We start from the raw sequence: 18,302 nt of genomic DNA, 5'->3' as shown, positions 1-18,302 counted from the left end.
CGTTCCGCCGCCTTGTCAACCGTTTATCTGAAGAATTTCAAAACTCGTTTTCTTCAATACTTTCAAACAGTTGACCCCCGAATCCGGAGCCGCCTAATCGGCCTGCCCCTCGAAGGAGATGCGCATTCTACAGACCTGCCCGAAGGTGTCAACGAGCAACCGGGATTATTTTCAAGAAGTAGCGGTTTCCCCCTACACAGCCGCTCATAAGTCGACCATCTTGCTCAGTGAACGAGCAATTTACTGCTTTTTCACAGCGAAACGATGACGTACCGCGGGTAACCACCAGAGCCTGAGTCCCAACAACAGAACCACCACCGCCCCGTACACGACCATTTCTCCTATATCGCTCCGTGCCTGCCACAGGAAATGCACCCACGCCACGAGAGCAACAGCATAAATCGACTTATGCAGCGCTTTCCAACGCTTACCCAGCCGCCTGACCATGCCCTGTGTGGAGGTCACCGCCAGAGGCACCATCAATAGAAACGCGACCAGGCCCGCAACAATATAAGGTCGCTTGGTGAACGTCGCCCACACATCCTGCCACCCCAGAATGAACTGCAAAAACGCGAGCACGTGCAGGATCACATAAAAGAAACTGAACAGGCCGAGCATCCGTCGCACCCGCATCCATCCGGGCCAGCCGGTCCATTTGCGCATGGGCGTCATGCACAGCGTGACGAGCAGCAACTGGAAAGCCGCAAGGCCGAGCGACTCAGTTACCTCCTGTCCCGGGTCCGGACCAAGATCGCCGCCGATCAGGCGAGACACCAACAGCGCCAGAGGAAGTAGCGCAGCCAGTGCCACCAGTGCCCGGAACACCAACAACCGGCCACGGCTCAATGGCCCGCGGGTGGGTACTGACATCAATACTGTTTCCTGAGGTCCATCCCCTTGTAGAGGTGCGCGACCTGCTCACCGTAACCGTTAAACTTCTGCGTCTCTCGCCAGTTAGGTGACAGCAATCCGGAGGGGAGGCGCCGTTCACGCTTCTGACTCCATCGCGGATGATCCACCTCAGGATTCACGTTGGCATAGAAGCCGTATTCATCAGGAGCCAGCATTTCCCAGGTTGTTTTCGGGCGCTCTTCCTGAAACCGGATCTTGACGATGGATTTGATGCTCTTGAAGCCATACTTCCAGGGCACGACCAGCCTCAAAGGGGCGCCGTTCTGATTAGGGAGGGTTTTTCCGTACAGGCCGACGGCCATGAACGACAACTCGTTCATGGCCTCATCCATCCGCAAACCTTCCTGATAGGGCCAATCGATCGTGCTGAAGCGGGATCTCTGCCCCCGCATCTGCTCGGGATCGTGAAGGGTTTCAAAGTAAACGTACTTTGCTTTGCCCGTGGGCTCGAACTGTTCAAGCAGGTCGGCAAGTGGCACACCTACCCAAGGGATGACCATGGACCAGGCCTCAACACAACGAAGCCGGTAGATGCGCTCTTCGTAGTTATGAGGTTTGAGCAGGTCCTCAAGCGCGTATTGCCCCGGCTTGCCACAGGCCCCCTCTACCGTCACGGACCAAGGGTCGACTGACATCTCTCCGGCGTATCTGGCGGGGTCACCCTTACCCGTCCCGAACTCGTAAAAGTTGTTGTACCGAACGACGTCATCAAGCGGTGTCTGCTTCTCGTCGGTGCTGAACCGGGGCATTCTGTCGGACATGAGTGCCTGACCAGACACCGGTAAAGACGCAGCCGACAGCAATGCCGGCGCAAACAGCGACGCGGCGACCCCGGCACTGCCGACCATGAAGCGACGACGGTCCCGGAATATCGGCTCGGGCGTGACTTCAGACCAGGGCAAAGCCCAGGATGGACGTTTCTTGATAAACATTGATACCTCCGCGACCAATCATGCGCCAGGACACGCGCTTTGCCCTGATAGCGTACAGAGTTGACCGGGAGAGCTCGGGAAGATTCCCGACCCGCCAGACGGGCCGGGGGAGCCAACTATCAGGCTGCGGAGCCCGATTTGCGGCGTGCTTTGCGCGTCAACGCAAGGAAAGGACCGGACAATCCGTAAATCAGGAACCCGGTAAACAGTACGGTGGCCGGATCCAGCGCGATCACTACGAAGGTCAGCACCACCAGCAAGATGGCGGCAAAAGGCACCCGACCCCGCAAATCAAGGTCCTTGAAACTGCGGTACAAGATGTTACTGACCATCAGCACGCCACTACCCGCAACCACGATAATGGTCATCAGGGTCAACCAGGTTGCCGGGTCAACATCGTGGAAACACCACACCAACCCGGCCACACAGGCGGCGGCTGCAGGACTGGCAAGCCCCACGAAAAATTTCTTGTCGACCGAGCCGATCTGGGTATTGAAACGCGCCAGTCGCAACGCGGCTCCCGCCACGTACATAAAGGTAACGGCCCAGCCCACCTGGCCCAACTCGTTCAATGACCAGAAGAACGCAACCAGCCCCGGAGCCACCCCGAAGGCAACCATGTCCGACAGGCTGTCATATTCTTCACCGAATTTGCTCTGGGTGTTGGTCATTCGCGCGACCCGACCGTCCAGGCCGTCCAGGATCATCGACACAAACACTGCGATGGCAGCGTTGTCGAACATGCCGTTGGCTGCCGACACGATGGCATAAAAACCGGAGAACAAAGACGCCGTGGTCAGCGCATTCGGCAAGAGGTAGATTCCTTTGCGACGCACGGGGGCGCCCTCCACCAGCTCCTCTTCCACCACTTCGCCGGGCTCATACTCACCAACAGACGATGACGCTGCCGACTTTGCTGTTCCGGTGGCCTTTTCCGATTCCGGGATTTTTTTGTCTTCACTCATTCCACTCACTCCGGAAAGTATTTGTGCGGAGTATATACGAAAAACGCGGCCACACGGGCCGCGTCTTCAGAACCGTACCGGAAGCCCGACTCAGTTCTTGTCCTTATCCACGATCTTGTTCGCGGAGATCCACGGCATCATGCCGCGCAGTTTCTCACCCACAACTTCGATGTCGTGAGCGGCGTTCTGGCGACGACGCGCGGTCATGGACGGGTAGTTCAGAGCACCCTCGGAGATGAACATCTTGGCGTACTCACCGCTCTGAATACGCTTCAGCGCATTGCGCATCGCTTCGCGGGACTGCTCGTTGATGACTTCCGGGCCAGTCACGTACTCACCGTACTCCGCATTGTTGGAGATGGAGTAGTTCATGTTAGCGATGCCACCCTCGTACATAAGGTCGACGATCAGCTTGAGCTCGTGCAGACACTCGAAGTACGCCATTTCCGGTGCATAACCGGCTTCGGTCAGGGTTTCGAAACCGGCTTTGACCAGTTCAACCGCACCACCACACAGAACCGCCTGCTCACCGAACAGATCGGTTTCGGTTTCGTCCTTGAAGGTGGTTTCAATGATACCGGTGCGGCCGCCGCCGATGCCGCTGGCGTAGGACAGGGCCAGATTCTTGGCGTTGCCGGACGCGTCCTGGAAGATCGCGATCAGATCAGGAATACCGCCGCCTTTGGTGAACTCGGTGCGAACCGTGTGGCCCGGCGCCTTCGGCGCCACCATGATGACATCCAAATCTTTGCGCGGAACAATCTGGTTGTAGTGAATTGCAAAACCATGAGCGAACGCGAGAGTAGCGCCCTGCTTCAGGTTGGGCTCGATTTCAGTCGCGTACAGCTGCGCCTGGAACTCGTCCGGGGTCAGGACCATGACTACATCAGCGGCGGCAACCGCAGACGGCACGTCGCTGGTCTTCAGGCCATAGGCCTCGGCCTTGGCAACGGAAGACGAACCGGGGCGCAGGCCAACGGTGACGTCGACGCCGGACTCTTTCAGGTTGCACGCGTGGGCGTGGCCCTGGGAACCGAAACCGATCACGGCAACTTTCTTGCCCTGAATGATGGAAAGATCACAATCCTTATCGTAATAAACCTGCATGGGATAACCTCAGTAATTTACCGGCCCCGCCCAGGGGGCCATGATTTAAAAATGGATCAGGTACCGGTCAGAGACTCAGCACCTTTTCGCCGCGAGCGATGCCGGACACACCGGTACGGACCACCTCGAGCACGCCTGATGTGCCCACCGCCTGAATAAAGCCGTCCAGCTTTTCGCTGTCGCCCGCAAGCTGCACGGTATAAACCGAGCTGGTGACATCCACGATCTGGCCGCGGAAGATGTCGACGGTGCGCTTGATTTCGGCGCGCTGGGACCCCGTGGTCTTGAGCTTGACCAGCATCAATTCACGCTCAATGTGGGAGCCCTCGGTCAGGTCCACCAGCTTCACCACTTCAATCAGCTTGTTCAGCTGCTTGGTGATCTGCTCGATAACCTTGTCCGAACCCGTGGTGGTCACGGTCAGACGGGACAGGGTCTCGTCCTCGGTCGGCGCCACGGTGAGGGTTTCAATGTTGTAGTTGCGCTGGGAGAACAGCCCCACCACACGGGACAGGGCACCCGGTTCGTTCTCCAGCAAAACAGAAATGATTCGACGCATGATCACACCCTCTCCGTCTTGCTGAGCCACATGTCTTTCATGGAACCGCGGGCAACCTGCATCGGATACACGTGCTCGAAGCGGTCAACGTAGATGTCCACAAACACCAGCTCGTCTTTCATCGCCAGCACTTCTTTCAGTTTGGCTTCCAGGTCTTCCTTGCGGTCGATCCGGACCCCGACATGGCCGTAAGCTTCCGCCAGCTTGATGAAGTCCGGCAGGGATTCCATGTAGGACTGGGAGTGGCGGGACTCGTAGTTCATGTCCTGCCACTGCTTCACCATACCCAGCGCCTGATTGTTCAGGTTGATGATCTTCACCGGCAGGTTGTACTGCTTGCAGGTGGACAGTTCCTGGATGTTCATCTGGATACTGCCTTCCCCGGTGATGCAGAGCACCTCATCGTCCGGATGCGTCAGCTTGACGCCCATGGCAGCGGGAAGACCAAATCCCATGGTGCCGAGGCCGCCGGAGTTGATCCAGCGGTTAGGCTTGTCAAACTTGTAGTACTGGGCGGCGAACATCTGGTGCTGCCCGACATCGGAGGTGACATAAGCCTCGCCGTTGGTCAGACGACACAATGTTTCGATCACTTCCTGCGGTTTGATGGTGTCGCCACTGTTTTCATAGCGCATACCATGGAATGCACGCCACTCGTCGATCTGCTTCCACCAGGAAGCAATAGCGTCGGCATCGGGCTTGTCCTTGCTCTCCTTGACCAGGGTGATCATCTCTTTCAGCACCGCGTCGACTGGCCCGACAATGGGCACATCGGCATCAATGGTCTTGGAGATGGACGCCGGATCAATGTCAATGTGGACAATGCGCGCACCGGGACAGAACTTCTCGGTGGCGTTGGTCACCCGATCATCGAACCGTGCACCCACACAGAGGATCAGATCCGAGTGATGCATGGCCATGTTGGATTCGTAGGTGCCATGCATGCCCAGCCAACCAAGGTGCTGCTTGTCCGATGCCGGGTAGCAACCAATCCCCATCAGGGTGTTGGTGATCGGGTACCCCAGCATGCGCACGAGCTCGGTCAGCTGATCGGAGGCTTTACCAAGAACCACACCACCGCCCGCGTAGATGATCGGACGCTTGGCCGCCATCAACATGTCGACCGCTTTCTTGATTTGGCCGGCGTGGCCACGGATGGCCGGGTTGTAGGAGCGCAGCTTGATCTTTTTCGGGAACACGTATTCAAAGCGCTCGTTCGGTGTGGTCATATCCTTGGGGATATCCACCACCACCGGCCCGGGACGACCGGTCGAGGCAATGTAGTAGGCCTTGCGGATCACCTCGGGAATCTCTTCCGGGTGGCGAACGCTCAGGTTGTGTTTCACCACGGGACGGGAGACACCGATCATGTCGGTCTCCTGGAACGCATCCTCGCCAATCAGTGTTGACGCAACCTGACCGCACAGAACCACCATCGGGATGGAGTCCATGAACGCAGTGGCAATGCCGGTGATGGTGTTGGTGGCTCCAGGACCCGAGGTCACCAGCACGGTGCCCGGTTTTCCGGTTGCCCGCGCGTAACCGTCAGCCATGTGGACTGCGGCCTGCTCGTGCCGAACCAGAATGTGTTTGACCTTATCCTGCCTGAACAGCGCGTCATAAATATGAAGGGCTGCACCACCCGGATAGCCGTATATGTATTCGATGCCTTCGTCTTGAAGGGACCGGATCAGCATATCGGCGCCAGACAATAACTCCACGTTTTCTACCCTCTTCTACGAGTGAATGAGCCGGGATAGCTCCCGGTTGCCTGGATACCCGGTCTGTCTGCTTCTTTTGAAAGCGACACCGGCTGCTCCTCCACACTACCTTTAAGAGGTTGTCTCCTGGCCAGCCGCCCTCCTGAGGGTTGCGGAGAACGGCCAATCGACGGGTTGCAAATAAGCAACAACCATCCCGCGACCTTTGCGCGGCGCGTTCAGTGTGGTGATTAACGGGGGATACTCGCTCGGGATTGCCTGCCGTATTGACCCCTGTCTTCAGGCAATCGGTAATTTTGACAGCGGGAAACTCCCTGTCAATAGCAGTGTGAGGATTCTACGCCCATAGTGGTGAAAGGTCTGCCATACTTTGTGCAGGTATTTGAACCAACCTGAAGAAATCATGAACGCCAACTGGCATGATAAATAGATCAAAACACAACGGAGCAACCCACAGTTGCCCCGGCCTGGCTAACGCAAGACGAGTAGACTGATGAACAAAAAAACCCTGACACTGGCAATGATTCTGGCAGTAGTGCCTTTGATGGTTCCCCAGGCAGCTACCGCCGCCTCCGTTTACAAGTGGACGGATGAGAACGGTGTGACGCACTTTGGCGACAGAGAGCCCACCGGCAAGCAGACTGAGCGGGTCAATATCCGCACCGGCAAAATCTCCGGCGATCAGCGGCCCAAAAGCCCACAGCAGCAACTGGACGAGCTGGAAGCGCGCGAAGCGGATGCCGCCGGCAAGCGTGAGGAATCCGCCGTGGAGGAGGCCCGCCGCAAACAACGTGAAGCCAACTGTGAGACCGCGCGCAGCAATCTCACCATACTCGAACGCAACAGCCGGATCCGGGTAGAGGAAAACGGTGAACAGCGCTACCTGTCCCCGGAAGAGATTCAGGAGCAACGGCAGAAATTTGAAGATATCGCCAGCGAAAACTGTGGCGCGGAAAGCAGCGAAAACGCTGAACGCTGAACGCGGCCATAAAAAGAGGCGACCTGATTGGTCGCCTCTTTTCGTTTCAGCCGCTGGCCCCGAAAGGGGCGTTGTCAGACCTTGTCAAACACCAGTTTATGGTCACTTACCTTACCGCGAATGGTGTCACCGGACACGAAATCACCCTGTAACAACCGCTGCGCCAGAGGGTTTTCAATCATACGCTGGATGGCCCGCTTCAACGGTCGCGCGCCATACACCGGGTCGTATCCCACTTCCGCCAGCAACTCCATAGCCGCCTCATCCAGCTCAAGCTTCATCTCCTGCTCTTTCAGGCGTTTGCCGAGCGATTCGATCTGGATCTTCGCGATGCCCTGAATCTGGGTTTCTGCCAGCGGATGGAACACCACAACCTCGTCCACACGGTTGATGAACTCCGGGCGGAAATGCGTCCCTACCACCTCCATCACCGCCTGTTTCATGTCCTCGTAATTGTCCTCTCCGGCTTTCTGCTGGATGATGTCAGAGCCGAGGTTTGAGGTCATTACAATCACGGTGTTGCGGAAATCCACCGTTCTGCCCTGACCGTCGGTCAGGCGCCCGTCTTCCAGCACCTGCAACAGGATATTGAACACATCCGGATGCGCTTTCTCCACCTCATCCAGCAGCAGTACCGAGTAAGGTCTGCGGCGGACGGCTTCGGTGAGGTAACCACCCTCCTCATAGCCCACGTAGCCCGGAGGGGCACCGATCAGACGGGCGACAGAGTGCTTCTCCATGAACTCCGACATATCAATGCGCACCATGGCCTCTTCGGTGTCAAACAGAAACGAAGCCAGGGCCTTGCACAACTCGGTCTTGCCCACGCCGGTGGGACCGAGGAACAGAAACGAGCCGTTGGGCCGGTTCGGGTCCGACAGCCCGGCCCGGGAGCGGCGCACCGCATTGGACACTGCTTCCACGGCCTCTTCCTGACCGATGACTCGGCCATGGAGCGCCTCCTCCATGCGCATCAGCTTGTCACGTTCGCCCTCCAGCATTTTGGAGACCGGAATACCCGTCCATTTGGAGACGATTTCAGCAATTTCTTCATCCGTGACCCGGTTGCGCAGCAGCTTCATTTCCATCATCTCGGCCTGGCTGGCCATATCAAGCTGGCGCTCAAGCTCCGGAATCTGGCCGTACTGCAACTCAGACATCTTGCCCAGATCGCCGGCACGGCGGGCATTCTCCAAATCAATCCGGGCCTGTTCGAGCCGGCTTTTGATTTTCTGGGAACCGTGCAGGGCAGCCTTTTCGGTGTTCCAGACCTCTTCCAGGTCGGCGTACTCAAGCTCGATCTTGGTGATCACATCGGACAACTCGTCGAGTCGCTTTTTCGATGCGGCATCGGTTTCTTTCTTCAGCGCTTCGCGCTCAATCTTGAGCTGGATCAGGCGGCGCTCCAGGCGATCAAGGGCTTCCGGCTTGGAATCCATCTCCATACGGATCTGGCTTGCCGCCTCGTCCACCAGATCAATGGCCTTGTCCGGCAGCTGGCGATCGGCGATGTAGCGGTGCGACAGTCGGGCCGCTGCGATGATCGCCCCATCGGTCACTTCAACCCCGTGGTGCACTTCGTAGCGCTCCTTGAGACCCCGCAGGATAGCAATGGTGTCCTCTTCACTGGGCTCACTGACCAGCACCTTCTGGAAGCGACGCTCCAGTGCCGCATCTTTTTCAATGTTCTCGCGGTACTCGTCCAGCGTTGTGGCGCCCACACAGTGCAGCTCGCCACGGGCCAACGCCGGTTTGAGCATGTTGCCGGCGTCCATGGAACCCTCGGCCTTGCCGGCCCCCACCATGGTGTGGATCTCATCAATGAACAGTATGATCTGACCTTCCTGCTTGGACAGCTCATTCAAGACCGCCTTCAGGCGCTCTTCAAACTCACCGCGGAACTTGGCGCCGGCAATCAGCGAGCCCATGTCCAGCGAAAGTACTTTCTTGTCTTTCAGGCCATCGGGCACTTCGCCGTTCACGATGCGCTGAGCCAGGCCCTCGACGATGGCGGTCTTGCCCACGCCGGGCTCACCGATCAGGACCGGGTTGTTCTTGCGGCGACGCTGCAGCACCTGAATCGTACGGCGAATCTCGTCATCGCGACCGATCACCGGATCGAGTTTGCCGGCTTCAGCGCGCTCGGTCAGATCGATGGTGTACTTGGAGAGCGCCTGGCGGCTTTCCTCGGCGGCGGCATCGTTGACCGACTCACCGCCACGCACCTCGTCGATGGCCTTTTCCAACGCCGCCTTGTCGACCCCCTGTTCCCTCAACACCCGCCCCAGCGTGCCGCGATCCTCCAGCGCCGCCAGCAGCATCAATTCGCTGGAGATAAACTGATCCTTTCGCTTCTGCGCCAGCTTGTCTGCAATATTGAACAGCCGCCCCATGTCGTTCGACATGGACACATCCCCCGCCGAGCCCTGAACTTCCGGCAGGTGTTCAATCTCGCGGGCCACCGCCTGTCGAACCCGTCCGGGTTCCACGCCCACCTGTTTCAGCAGCGGCTTGATGGAGCTGGCGTCCTGGTCCAGTAAAGCCTGCATCAAATGCAGGGGCTCGATAAAATTATGATCCTTGCCAACGGCAAGTGACTGTGCGTCCGCGAGAGCGGTTTGCAGCCGACTGGTGAGTTTGTCGATTCGCATAATCTGTTTTCCCCGATTCGGTGACCGGATGCCCGTGCACTATCGCCGACATCCCGTTTGCTTTGATCTTAAATGTAGGGGCAACCGGGGGGACTTCAAGCGGGGAACGACAGAAACTGTCAGAAAATTGACGGGGATCAGGAAGGGTCAGTCAGCCAGATCAGGCTGGCCATGCGTCCGGTCTGACCGTCGCGACGGTAGGAGAAGAACTGCCGCGACTCTGAGACCGTGCACCGGTCACCGCCGTAGACCTGGCTGACACCACAGGCTGCGAGACGCTGGCGCGCCAGAAGGTAGATATTCGCCAGAAAATGGCTCTCCCGTGCGCCGCGAGACTCAAACGCACTGGCCGCGGCGGCATCATGGGCCAGGAACTCGGCCCGCACCTCCGGGCCTACCTCAAACCGGGTCGGCCCGATAGCCGGGCCCAGCCAGGCCATCAATTCCGCCGGCTGACCACCCATGCCGCTGACCAGGGCCTCAACCACACCGCCACACAGACTGCGCCAGCCGGCATGAGCGGCGCCCACCCGCGAGCCTGACCGGTCACACAGCAATATGGGCAGGCAGTCCGCGGTCATGATGACGCAGGCGTGCCCGATCTTACGAGTGTAACTGGCGTCCGCCCGTGGCACGCCGGCGGTGGGCAGAGACACCACGTCGGTGCCGTGGACCTGCTCCAGCCAGCCGATGCTGCCGGGTTCGATCCCGGCAGCATCGGCCAAACGCTGGCGGTTTTGCCGCACGTGATCAAGATCGTCACCCACGTGGGTACCGAGATTCAGCGAATCCCACGGCGCCTCGCTCACACCGCCACAGCGCGTCGAGCACACGGCTTTAACGCGGTCCGGCGCCGGCCAGTCAGGGGTAATCAGCGGCACCTCAGAAGTCATTACTTTCCAGGTCCTGGACGTGCTGGCGCAACGCCGCCAGCAGCTGTTGCATGTCGTCCGGCATGGGTACTTCCCAACTCAGGATTTCCCCGGATTCCGGATGCTCGAGCGTCAGCTGGCGCGCGTGCAGGGCCTGGCGATGGAACGCCGCCAGCACCTGCCGGAGGGCCTCGGTGGTGCCTTTGGGGAGACGCAGGCGACCGCCGTACTGTGGATCACCGATCAGCGGGTGTTTCACATGGGCCATGTGAACACGAATCTGATGGGTGCGGCCGCTCTCCAGTTTGCAGCGCACGTGGGTGTGGGCGGCGAACCGCTCAACCAGCCGGTAGTGGGTGACTGCCGGTTTGCCACCGGGCACCACGGCCATTTTTTTGCGCTCCTGCGGGTGGCGACCGATAGGCGCATCGACGGTGGCGCCGCCGGTCAGCGTGCCGACAACCACGGCCTCGTACTCCCGTCCCATGGTGCGGGTCTGGAGTTGATCCACCAGGGAGGTATGTGCGATCAGGCTGCGCGCCACCACCATGATACCGGAGGTGTCCTTGTCCAGCCGGTGCACAATCCCCGCCCGGGGCAGGTTCTCCACTTCCGGGGCGTAATTGAGCAGCGCATTCACCAGGGTACCGTCGGCGTGGCCGGCAGCCGGGTGCACTACCAACCCCGCCGGTTTGTTGATCACCAGCAGGTGTTCGTCCTCATAGACCACGTCGAGGGTAATCGCTTCTGCCTGCCAGCTCACCTGAACTTCCGGCTCGGCGTCGAGCTCCAGACGATCGTTCAGCATCACCTTGTCCCGCGGCTTCCGGATCTCGCCATTCACAGTCAGGGCGCCGCTTTTGATCCATCCCTGAAGACGCGAGCGGGAATGTTCCGGCATCAGTTCCGCTGCGGCCTGGTCGAGGCGACGGTCACTCAGTTCCGGCGGAACGGAAAAGGCAGCGGTAATTCGATTTTCAACAGACATTAAGCCCCCGGGGCCGGTAAAGGTGTGTTACGTTTCGGTCAGAAATTTCCAATCAGTCTGGTCAGCCACTGCACAAGGCAATGGTTCCTCGTTACAATGGCTGATCATTCGTTTTTGTCATTATACGGGATTCCGGCATGAGATCAGTTGTTCGATTATTGCTATTGGCCACGACCGCATTGTTGATCAGTGCCTGCGCCTCCAATCAGGAGGAGGAAGTGCTGCCGGAACAGACCTATTACGAGAATGCCCGCGACGCCATGAGTTCCGGCAATTTCAACGAGGCAGAAGAAAATCTCGACGCCCTGGAAACCTATTACCCATTCGGCCGCTATGCCGAGCAGGCCCAGATGGACCTGATCTACGCCCGTTACCAGAACCTTGATCTTGAGGGTGCCCGGGCTGCCGCTGACCGTTTCCTGCGGCTGAACCCCCAGAGCGAGCATGCGGATTACGCCATGTATATGCGCGGACTGGCCTCATACAACCTGGACATCGGCCTGGCTGCCCGTTATTTCCCGATTGACGTGTCAGCCCGCGATCCCGGTGAGCAACGCCAGGCCTTCCGGGATTTCTCTGACCTGCTCAACCGCTACCCGAACAGCGACTACGCGCCTGACGCTCGGCAGCGTATGATCGCGATCCGCAACCGTATGGCCGAGCTGGAGGTTCATGCGGCGCGTTATTACATCAAGCGCGAAGCCTATGTGGCCGCCAACAACCGCGCCCGTTATGTGGTTGAGAACTACTCCACATCGCCAGCGGTTGAGGAGGCCCTGATCATTCTGGTGGAAACCTTCCGTTTTATGAAGCTGAACAAGGCGGCGGATGACTCCATCGCCCTGCTGGCAGAGAACTTCCCGGACAGCAACGCGCTCGACGACAATGGCGAATTCGTGCCCACGCTGCTGAAACGCGAAAACCGCTCGCTCACCAGCGTGGTGACCTTCGGCCTGATAGGCGATGAATAACGCCGGCGGAAAGTAGGGCCAGCCCTTACTTTCCGATTTTCCAGCCATTGGTGATCGGATATCGGCGATCCTTTCCGAAGCCCCGCTCGGTGATCCGCACGCCGATGGGCGCCTGGCGGCGCTTGTACTCATTGATATCCACCAGACGCGTCACCCGCTCCACGTCCTGCCGCTCAAAGCCCTCGGCTACAATGGCGTCGGCACTGAAATCCCGCTCCACGTACAGGTTGAGAATCTGGTCCAGCACGTCGTAACCCGGCAGACTGTCCTCATCCTTCTGGTCTGGCGCCAGTTCCGCCGACGGTGGGCGGGTTATCACCCGCTCCGGAATCACCGCAGACAGGGTATTGCGATACCAGGCCAACTGGAACACGAGAGTTTTCGGTACATCCTTCAGTACATCAAAGCCGCCGGCCATGTCTCCGTAAAGGGTCGAGTACCCCACGGCCATCTCGCTCTTGTTACCGGTAGTCAGCACCAGTGAACGGAACTTGTTGGAGAGAGACATCAGCAGCACACCGCGCAGGCGCGCCTGCAGGTTTTCTTCGGTGGTGTCTGGCGTGGTGCCCTCAAACGGCTTTGACAAGGCGGCCATGAACGCGTCGTACATGGGCTCGATGGAGTACACATCGTACTGAACGCCCAGAGCCACGGCTTCCGCCTCGGCATCTTCCAGGCTCATGCCCGAGGTGTAGCGGAACGGCATCATCACCGCTCTGACCCGCTCCGGCCCCAGCGCATCGACGGCCACAGCCAGCGTCACCGCGGAATCGATGCCGCCGGACAAGCCCAGTACAACGGATCTGAATCCGTTCTTGTTGACGTAGTCGCGAACACCGAGCACCAGTGCCCTGTAGACATTCGCCTCCAGCGATGGCTCCGCCGGTACCGGCTGGGAGATAGGCTGGCAGTGATGCTCGCAGAGGAAGTCCACCGGGAACAGCCCCTCCTCGAACTGAGGCACCTCCACATCCAGATGCCCCGAGTGGTCGAACACCATGGAGCCGCCATCAAAGACCAGCTCGTCCTGACCGCCCACCAGATTGACGTAAACGATGCTCACCCGGTTTTCACGGGACTTGCGCTCCAGCAACGCTTTGCGGCGTGCCTGTTTGTCGATGTCGTAGGGCGAGGCGTTCAGGTTGAAAATCAGCTGGGCACCGGCGGCCGCCGCATCCTCGACCGGACCATCACTCCAGAGATCCTCACACACCGTGATACCCACCGGCACGCCGCGGATAGTCATCACCAGAGTATCGCGGCCTTCTGCGAAATACCGCTTCTCATCAAACACCTGGTAGTTGGGCGGAAAGCGCTTGAAGTAGCGTCCGGTGATGGCACCCTCGTCAATAACCACGGCGGCGTTGTACAGCAGCCCACCCTGTCGGAGCGGCGCACCCACCACAATCGCAGGGGCCAGGCTTGCCTGCCTGAGCGTTTCCAGCGCCTCGTTCACGCGCAGGTCCAGGCTCGGGCGCAGCAACAGGTCTTCTGGCGGATAGCCGGTCAGGCAAAGCTCCGGAAACACCACCACGTCGGCCCCGTGCTCCTCGTGGGCTCTCTGGGCTGCGTCAATCACCGCGCGGGTGTTCCCCGGAATATCGCCCACCAGAAAATCCAGCTGGGCCATCACAACACGTAAGCGCCGGGGCGCCTCGCCGGTGGCAGACGGTGGCCGTGACTCAGACATAAAGGCAGCTCCTGTAACTTATTGCCGTGAAAAGGCTATTATAACCCGTCAAAGCCACGGAATTCTCGCGGGAAACCCATCAGATTATGACCACACCGGCCACCAACACCCGGGACAACTGGCCCAGCAGCCCCGTCATGACCCAGCGCGGCAAACTGTTCCGCATCTACAACCACTACCGCGTGGTCATCAGCCTGGTGCTGGTGGCGCTGCTGTTCGTTGACCCGGTGAATTTCGACATCCAGTTCCGCATGCTGGATATCTATCAGGCCGGGGTGGTCAGCTACTTTGCCCTGAACGGCTTTATGGCACTGATCATGCTGGCCGGCTTTCATCCCCAGCAACGCCACATCACGCTGTCGGTTCTGCTCGATATCCTGATCATGCATGCCCTGCTGCTGGCCAGCACCGGCATCACCAATGGTCTGGCCAATCTGGTGATTGTGTCCGTGGCGGCAGGCAACATCCTGACGCCAAGTCGCATGGGCACATTCTATGCCGCCCTGGCGGCGATCTGCTCCCTCGGCATTTCCGGCTGGGCCGTGCTGGCATTCGGCGAGTCGGCGGATGACATTGTGCGCGCCGGCTCCCTCGGCATCCTCTATTTCGCAGCGGCCTTCATCCTCCAGAACATCTCCAAACGCATGCTGCGCAGTGAGGAGCTGGCGTCGTCACGGGCACGCAGCATCGCCGAGCTGGAGCAGATCAACCGGCAGATCATCCAGCGCATGCGCACTGGCATTCTGGTGCTGGACCGGTACGGGCAAATCCGGCTGGCCAATGCTGCCGCCGAAGAGTTGCTGTTTGGTGCCGTTGCCGGCTATTCGGACAATGCCAACCGCGGGCGCATCCTGCCACAGCCGCTCCGCCTGGGGCTGGAAGCCTGGCTCAAAGATCCACTGCGCAAGGTCGAGCCCTTCCAGGCGTCGTCAACCTCGCCCCTGCTGCAGGTGAACTTTACCCAACTGGATCAGGACCGTGGCGACCACATTCTGGTGTTTGTGGAAGACATGAGCAAAGTCACCCAGCAGGCCCAGCAAATGAAGCTGGCGTCGCTCGGACGCCTGACCGCCGGCATAGCCCATGAGATCCGCAACCCTCTCGGCGCCATCAGCCATGCTGCCCAGCTAATGGAGGAGTCCACCCACCTGGACACCAGCGACCGGCAGATGCTCGACATCATTCACCGGCACTCACGGCGGGTCAACGGCATCATCGAGAACGTGCTCGACCTGTCACGGCGGCGGGCGGCCAACAGCGAGCTGATCAACGTGGGCGAGTGGCTGGAGGAATTCCGCCGGGAATATGTGCAGACCCAGAGCCAGAATCCGCAGTCCGACGCCGAGATCGAGCTTGAGCTGGACAACACTCTGGCCGCGGCGCGGTTTGATAAAAGCCAGATCGAGCAGGTGCTGATCAATCTCTGTGATAATGGCCTGCGTTATAGTGAACAGCACAGTGGAAGGCGCTATGTTCACCTGCATGCCGGCGCGATCGCCGACGGGGCAAGAACCTATTTGGACGTTCGCGATATTGGCCCTGGCATCTCAGCGGACAACCGTGCTTCGGTTTTTGAGCCTTTTTTCACAACCGACAAGCGCGGAACCGGCCTCGGCCTTTATCTGGCCAGGGAACTGTGCGAGGCTAATCAGGCTCACCTTTCCCTGGTGGAAGACGATAAACCCGGCTGCTGTTTTCGCATAACCTTTGCCCACCCCGGGCGAATGATTTAACGCCCGCAACCTGGCCGGCGACAGAATAATGATAGGGAATTGATACCATACGATGACCACTCACACCGCGCTGATCGTAGACGATGAACCGGACATCCGGGACCTGCTGGAAATAACCCTCACGCGCATGGGCATTAAAACCCTGACCGCCCCCGACATCACCTGCGCCAAAAAATTGCTGGACGAGCACAAACCCCAGCTCTGCCTGACTGACATGAACCTGCCGGACGGCAACGGCATTGACCTGGTGCACTGGATTCAGAAACACAGCCCGTGCACGCCGGTAGCCGTGATCACAGCGTACGGCAATATGGACACCGCCATCGAATCACTGAAAGCAGGCGCGTTCGATTTTGTCTCCAAGCCGGTCGAGTTGCCGCGTTTGCGCGAGCTGGTGAGTAGCGCGCTGAAGCTGTCTGAGGCCCGGCCAGACGACCAACCGACCTCTGATGAGCCCGGCCTCCTACTAGGTAACTCCAGCGAAATCAAGCGGCTGCGCAATCAGGTGCGTAAACTGGCGCGCAGCCAGGCACCGGTGTTTATCAGCGGGGAATCCGGCAGCGGCAAGGAGCTGGTGGCAAGGATGATCCACCTGCAAGGGCCGAGAAGAGACGGCCCCTTTATTGCGGTCAACTGCGGCGCTATTCCCTCCGAGCTGATGGAAAGCGAATTCTTCGGCCACAAGAAAGGCAGTTTCACGGGCGCAGTGGACAACAAGGACGGGCTGTTCCGCTCCGCCGACGGTGGCACCCTGTTTCTGGACGAAGTGGCCGACCTGCCACTGGCGATGCAGGTGAAACTGCTGCGGGCCATTCAGGAGAAAGCCGTGCGCCCGGTGGGCGACACCAAGGAAGTGCCGGTGGATATCCGGGTCCTCAGCGCGACCCACAAGAATCTGCCGCAACTGGTGCAGGACGGCACCTTCCGCCAGGACCTGTTCTATCGCATCAACGTAATCGAACTGGCGGTGCCGTCTCTGCGCCAGCGCCCGGACGACATTGAGCTGCTGGCCAATCACATTCTCGAGCGGATTGCGCGGGAATACGAATGTGCGCCCGCTTCCCTGACACCGGATGCCATTGAGCGCCTGCAGGCCCATGACTTCCCGGGCAACGTCCGCGAGCTGGAGAACATCCTGGAGCGGGCCTTCACACTCTGCGACGACGAGCGCATCGGGACATCAGACCTGCACATCGGCAACGCTCCACTGTCCGTGGAGCCCGGCGGCGCCCCCACCCGGGAAATCACCCGCAACGCAGAGCCCGCCGACGTGCCCGACGGTGAAATCGATCTGGAGGGCTACCTGGAAGCCATTGAACGACAGACCATCGAGAAAGCACTGGAGGCGACGCGCTGGAACAAGACTGCGGCGGCCAAGCGGCTGGGAATCAGCTTTCGGGCGTTGCGGTATCGGTTGAAGAAATTGGGAATGGAGTGATTATTCGGTAGTATATACGAGGGCAGGAAGCCCAAGCCTATCCAAGTAACACGGAGTGTTATATGACTTACCGCAGGGAGCGCGGCGTGACTCTAATCGAGTTGCTTATTGCCATGGCCATTCTCGCCATTGTATCAGGCCTGACAATTTCGTCCTGGGCAGCATTCGTTGAACGCAACAAGCACAGGAGGATCGTCCTCACATACCACCAAGCCTTCGAATATGCCCGATGGAAGGCGGCAAGCTCGAAGAATCTGGTGACAGTTTGCCCACTGGGCAAGGGATCTACCTGTATCGACGACTGGAACCTGCCTGTTTCAGTTTTTCCCGACGCTAACAACGACAAGAAACCTGATTCTGGCCAAGTATGGCGGAGGGTGGATCCACCTGCTAAACCCTATTCGGTCAAATCCCGCACAGCCAAACGCGGATATTTGCAGTTCAGCTCGAGTGGAATGACCCATGGAGGTTCCGGCGGGCTCGTCCTTTGTCCCAGTCAGCCTAGCGCCGGTCGAAAAATATCCTACATGGCGGTCAACAAAGGCGGCCGATTCCGCAGTCAGAGCGTTGATAGTCATATTGGTTCAATAAAACTGAAGTGGGGGGCATTAATTGAATGCCCCCATACCTCATCCTAATTAAAAACCAGGTTTCAGCGCTCCCAGGTATCGTCTCCGGCAGCCAACCCATCGTTATCACGGTCCCAGCTGTTAGTGGCCAATTAAAATGACCCACTACTGGCCATTTATTTTGACCCACCCCCGGGTGGCCGTCAGGCCACAGA

Annotated in this window: 16 protein-coding genes; 6 read left to right on the top strand and 10 right to left on the bottom strand. The window is 59.1% G+C overall.

What is annotated here, in order from left to right; translation table 11 throughout:
- Positions 1-210 (top strand): hypothetical protein (locus tag MLC70_RS16985; protein WP_248185529.1); only part of this gene is annotated, 210 nt, incomplete at its 5' end.
- A 30-nt stretch (positions 211-240) separates the two neighbouring features.
- On the opposite strand, the gene MLC70_RS16980 is transcribed toward MLC70_RS16985, so the two are convergent.
- From MLC70_RS16980 to MLC70_RS16955, 6 genes are all read right to left on the bottom strand, one after another.
- Positions 241-870 carry a protein-methionine-sulfoxide reductase heme-binding subunit MsrQ gene (locus MLC70_RS16980; RefSeq protein ID WP_248185526.1) on the bottom strand — a complete coding sequence of 210 codons (630 nt, stop codon included), beginning with the start codon at positions 868-870 and terminating at the stop codon, positions 241-243.
- Positions 870-1,844 carry a protein-methionine-sulfoxide reductase catalytic subunit MsrP gene (gene msrP / locus MLC70_RS16975; RefSeq protein WP_248185525.1) on the bottom strand — a complete coding sequence of 325 codons (975 nt, stop codon included), beginning with the start codon at positions 1,842-1,844 and terminating at the stop codon, positions 870-872. The genes MLC70_RS16980 and msrP overlap by 1 nt, the downstream gene beginning before the upstream one ends.
- Before the next feature lie 119 nt (positions 1,845-1,963).
- Positions 1,964-2,809, bottom strand: coding sequence for a CDP-diacylglycerol--serine O-phosphatidyltransferase (gene pssA / locus MLC70_RS16970; protein ID WP_248185523.1), 846 nt, complete (start codon positions 2,807-2,809; stop codon positions 1,964-1,966).
- Between the two features lie 90 nt (positions 2,810-2,899).
- Complete coding sequence (gene ilvC / locus MLC70_RS16965) at positions 2,900-3,916, bottom strand: ketol-acid reductoisomerase (RefSeq protein ID WP_248185521.1); 1,017 nt, start codon at positions 3,914-3,916, stop codon at positions 2,900-2,902.
- A 67-nt stretch (positions 3,917-3,983) separates the two neighbouring features.
- The gene (gene ilvN, locus MLC70_RS16960; protein ID WP_248185520.1) at positions 3,984-4,475 is read right to left on the bottom strand and encodes an acetolactate synthase small subunit; all 492 of its coding nucleotides are present in this window, start codon (positions 4,473-4,475) and stop codon (positions 3,984-3,986) included.
- Positions 4,476-4,477: 2 nt separating this feature from the next.
- Positions 4,478-6,196, bottom strand: coding sequence for an acetolactate synthase 3 large subunit (locus tag MLC70_RS16955; protein ID WP_248185517.1), 1,719 nt, complete (start codon positions 6,194-6,196; stop codon positions 4,478-4,480).
- Between the two features lie 493 nt (positions 6,197-6,689).
- Between MLC70_RS16955 and MLC70_RS16950 the strand changes: the two genes are divergently transcribed.
- Positions 6,690-7,175 carry a DUF4124 domain-containing protein gene (locus MLC70_RS16950; protein ID WP_248185515.1) on the top strand — a complete coding sequence of 162 codons (486 nt, stop codon included), beginning with the start codon at positions 6,690-6,692 and terminating at the stop codon, positions 7,173-7,175.
- 74 nt (positions 7,176-7,249) lie between these two features.
- Here the strand turns inward: MLC70_RS16950 and clpB are convergent, their stop codons facing one another.
- The 3 genes from clpB to rluD form a co-directional block, all read right to left on the bottom strand.
- A complete protein-coding gene (gene clpB, locus MLC70_RS16945; protein ID WP_248185513.1) occupies positions 7,250-9,826 on the bottom strand; it encodes an ATP-dependent chaperone ClpB in 2,577 nt (858 codons plus the stop codon).
- A gap of 137 nt (positions 9,827-9,963) precedes the next feature.
- Positions 9,964-10,719: a peptidoglycan editing factor PgeF gene (gene pgeF, locus MLC70_RS16940; protein ID WP_248185512.1), complete on the bottom strand. Its 756-nt coding sequence runs from the start codon at positions 10,717-10,719 to the stop codon at positions 9,964-9,966.
- Complete coding sequence (gene rluD, locus MLC70_RS16935) at positions 10,709-11,686, bottom strand: 23S rRNA pseudouridine(1911/1915/1917) synthase RluD (RefSeq protein WP_248185509.1); 978 nt, start codon at positions 11,684-11,686, stop codon at positions 10,709-10,711. The genes pgeF and rluD overlap by 11 nt, the downstream gene beginning before the upstream one ends.
- Positions 11,687-11,823: 137 nt before the next feature.
- On the opposite strand from rluD, the gene MLC70_RS16930 reads away from it, so the two are divergent.
- Entirely contained in the window at positions 11,824-12,657 is an 834-nt protein-coding gene (locus tag MLC70_RS16930; protein ID WP_248185508.1) for an outer membrane protein assembly factor BamD, read from the top strand.
- A gap of 25 nt (positions 12,658-12,682) precedes the next feature.
- On the opposite strand, the gene MLC70_RS16925 is transcribed toward MLC70_RS16930, so the two are convergent.
- On the bottom strand, positions 12,683-14,347 hold the full coding sequence (locus MLC70_RS16925) for an NAD+ synthase (RefSeq protein WP_248185506.1): 1,665 nt from the start codon (positions 14,345-14,347) through the stop codon (positions 12,683-12,685).
- An 86-nt stretch (positions 14,348-14,433) separates the two neighbouring features.
- Between MLC70_RS16925 and MLC70_RS16920 the strand changes: the two genes are divergently transcribed.
- The 3 genes from MLC70_RS16920 (at position 14,434) to MLC70_RS16910 (ending at position 18,156) form a co-directional block, all read left to right on the top strand.
- A complete protein-coding gene (locus MLC70_RS16920) occupies positions 14,434-16,080 on the top strand; it encodes a sensor histidine kinase (RefSeq protein WP_248185505.1) in 1,647 nt (548 codons plus the stop codon).
- A gap of 52 nt (positions 16,081-16,132) precedes the next feature.
- Positions 16,133-17,518, top strand: a complete 1,386-nt coding sequence (locus MLC70_RS16915) for a sigma-54-dependent transcriptional regulator (RefSeq protein WP_248185503.1) — start codon at positions 16,133-16,135, stop codon at positions 17,516-17,518.
- Between the two features lie 62 nt (positions 17,519-17,580).
- Positions 17,581-18,156: a pilus assembly FimT family protein gene (locus MLC70_RS16910; RefSeq protein WP_248185501.1), complete on the top strand. Its 576-nt coding sequence runs from the start codon at positions 17,581-17,583 to the stop codon at positions 18,154-18,156.
- Positions 18,157-18,302: the final 146 nt, after the last annotated feature.

This window comes from Marinobacter goseongensis (genome assembly GCF_023156235.1).
GTDB classification, from domain to species: Bacteria; Pseudomonadota; Gammaproteobacteria; order Pseudomonadales; family Oleiphilaceae; genus Marinobacter; species Marinobacter goseongensis.
The sequence above is the reverse complement of the archived record's forward strand: the minus strand, read 5'-3'. Positions and strand labels throughout refer to the sequence as shown.

What these genes read in the sequence shown, in the direction of transcription:
- pgeF (WP_248185512.1), bottom strand. Translation starts at nt 10,719, where the DNA reads ATGACTTCTGAGGTGCCGCTGATTACCCCTGACTGGCCGGCGCCGGAC.
- rluD (WP_248185509.1), bottom strand. Translation starts at nt 11,686, where the DNA reads ATGTCTGTTGAAAATCGAATTACCGCTGCCTTTTCCGTTCCGCCGGAA.
- MLC70_RS16910 (WP_248185501.1), top strand. Translation starts at nt 17,581, where the DNA reads ATGACTTACCGCAGGGAGCGCGGCGTGACTCTAATCGAGTTGCTTATT.
- MLC70_RS16950 (WP_248185515.1), top strand. Translation starts at nt 6,690, where the DNA reads ATGAACAAAAAAACCCTGACACTGGCAATGATTCTGGCAGTAGTGCCT.
- ilvC (WP_248185521.1), bottom strand. Translation starts at nt 3,916, where the DNA reads ATGCAGGTTTATTACGATAAGGATTGTGATCTTTCCATCATTCAGGGC.
- MLC70_RS16915 (WP_248185503.1), top strand. Translation starts at nt 16,133, where the DNA reads ATGACCACTCACACCGCGCTGATCGTAGACGATGAACCGGACATCCGG.
- MLC70_RS16925 (WP_248185506.1), bottom strand. Translation starts at nt 14,347, where the DNA reads ATGTCTGAGTCACGGCCACCGTCTGCCACCGGCGAGGCGCCCCGGCGC.
- msrP (WP_248185525.1), bottom strand. Translation starts at nt 1,844, where the DNA reads ATGTTTATCAAGAAACGTCCATCCTGGGCTTTGCCCTGGTCTGAAGTC.
- MLC70_RS16920 (WP_248185505.1), top strand. Translation starts at nt 14,434, where the DNA reads ATGACCACACCGGCCACCAACACCCGGGACAACTGGCCCAGCAGCCCC.
- MLC70_RS16930 (WP_248185508.1), top strand. Translation starts at nt 11,824, where the DNA reads ATGAGATCAGTTGTTCGATTATTGCTATTGGCCACGACCGCATTGTTG.
- ilvN (WP_248185520.1), bottom strand. Translation starts at nt 4,475, where the DNA reads ATGCGTCGAATCATTTCTGTTTTGCTGGAGAACGAACCGGGTGCCCTG.
- MLC70_RS16980 (WP_248185526.1), bottom strand. Translation starts at nt 870, where the DNA reads ATGTCAGTACCCACCCGCGGGCCATTGAGCCGTGGCCGGTTGTTGGTG.
- pssA (WP_248185523.1), bottom strand. Translation starts at nt 2,809, where the DNA reads ATGAGTGAAGACAAAAAAATCCCGGAATCGGAAAAGGCCACCGGAACA.
- clpB (WP_248185513.1), bottom strand. Translation starts at nt 9,826, where the DNA reads ATGCGAATCGACAAACTCACCAGTCGGCTGCAAACCGCTCTCGCGGAC.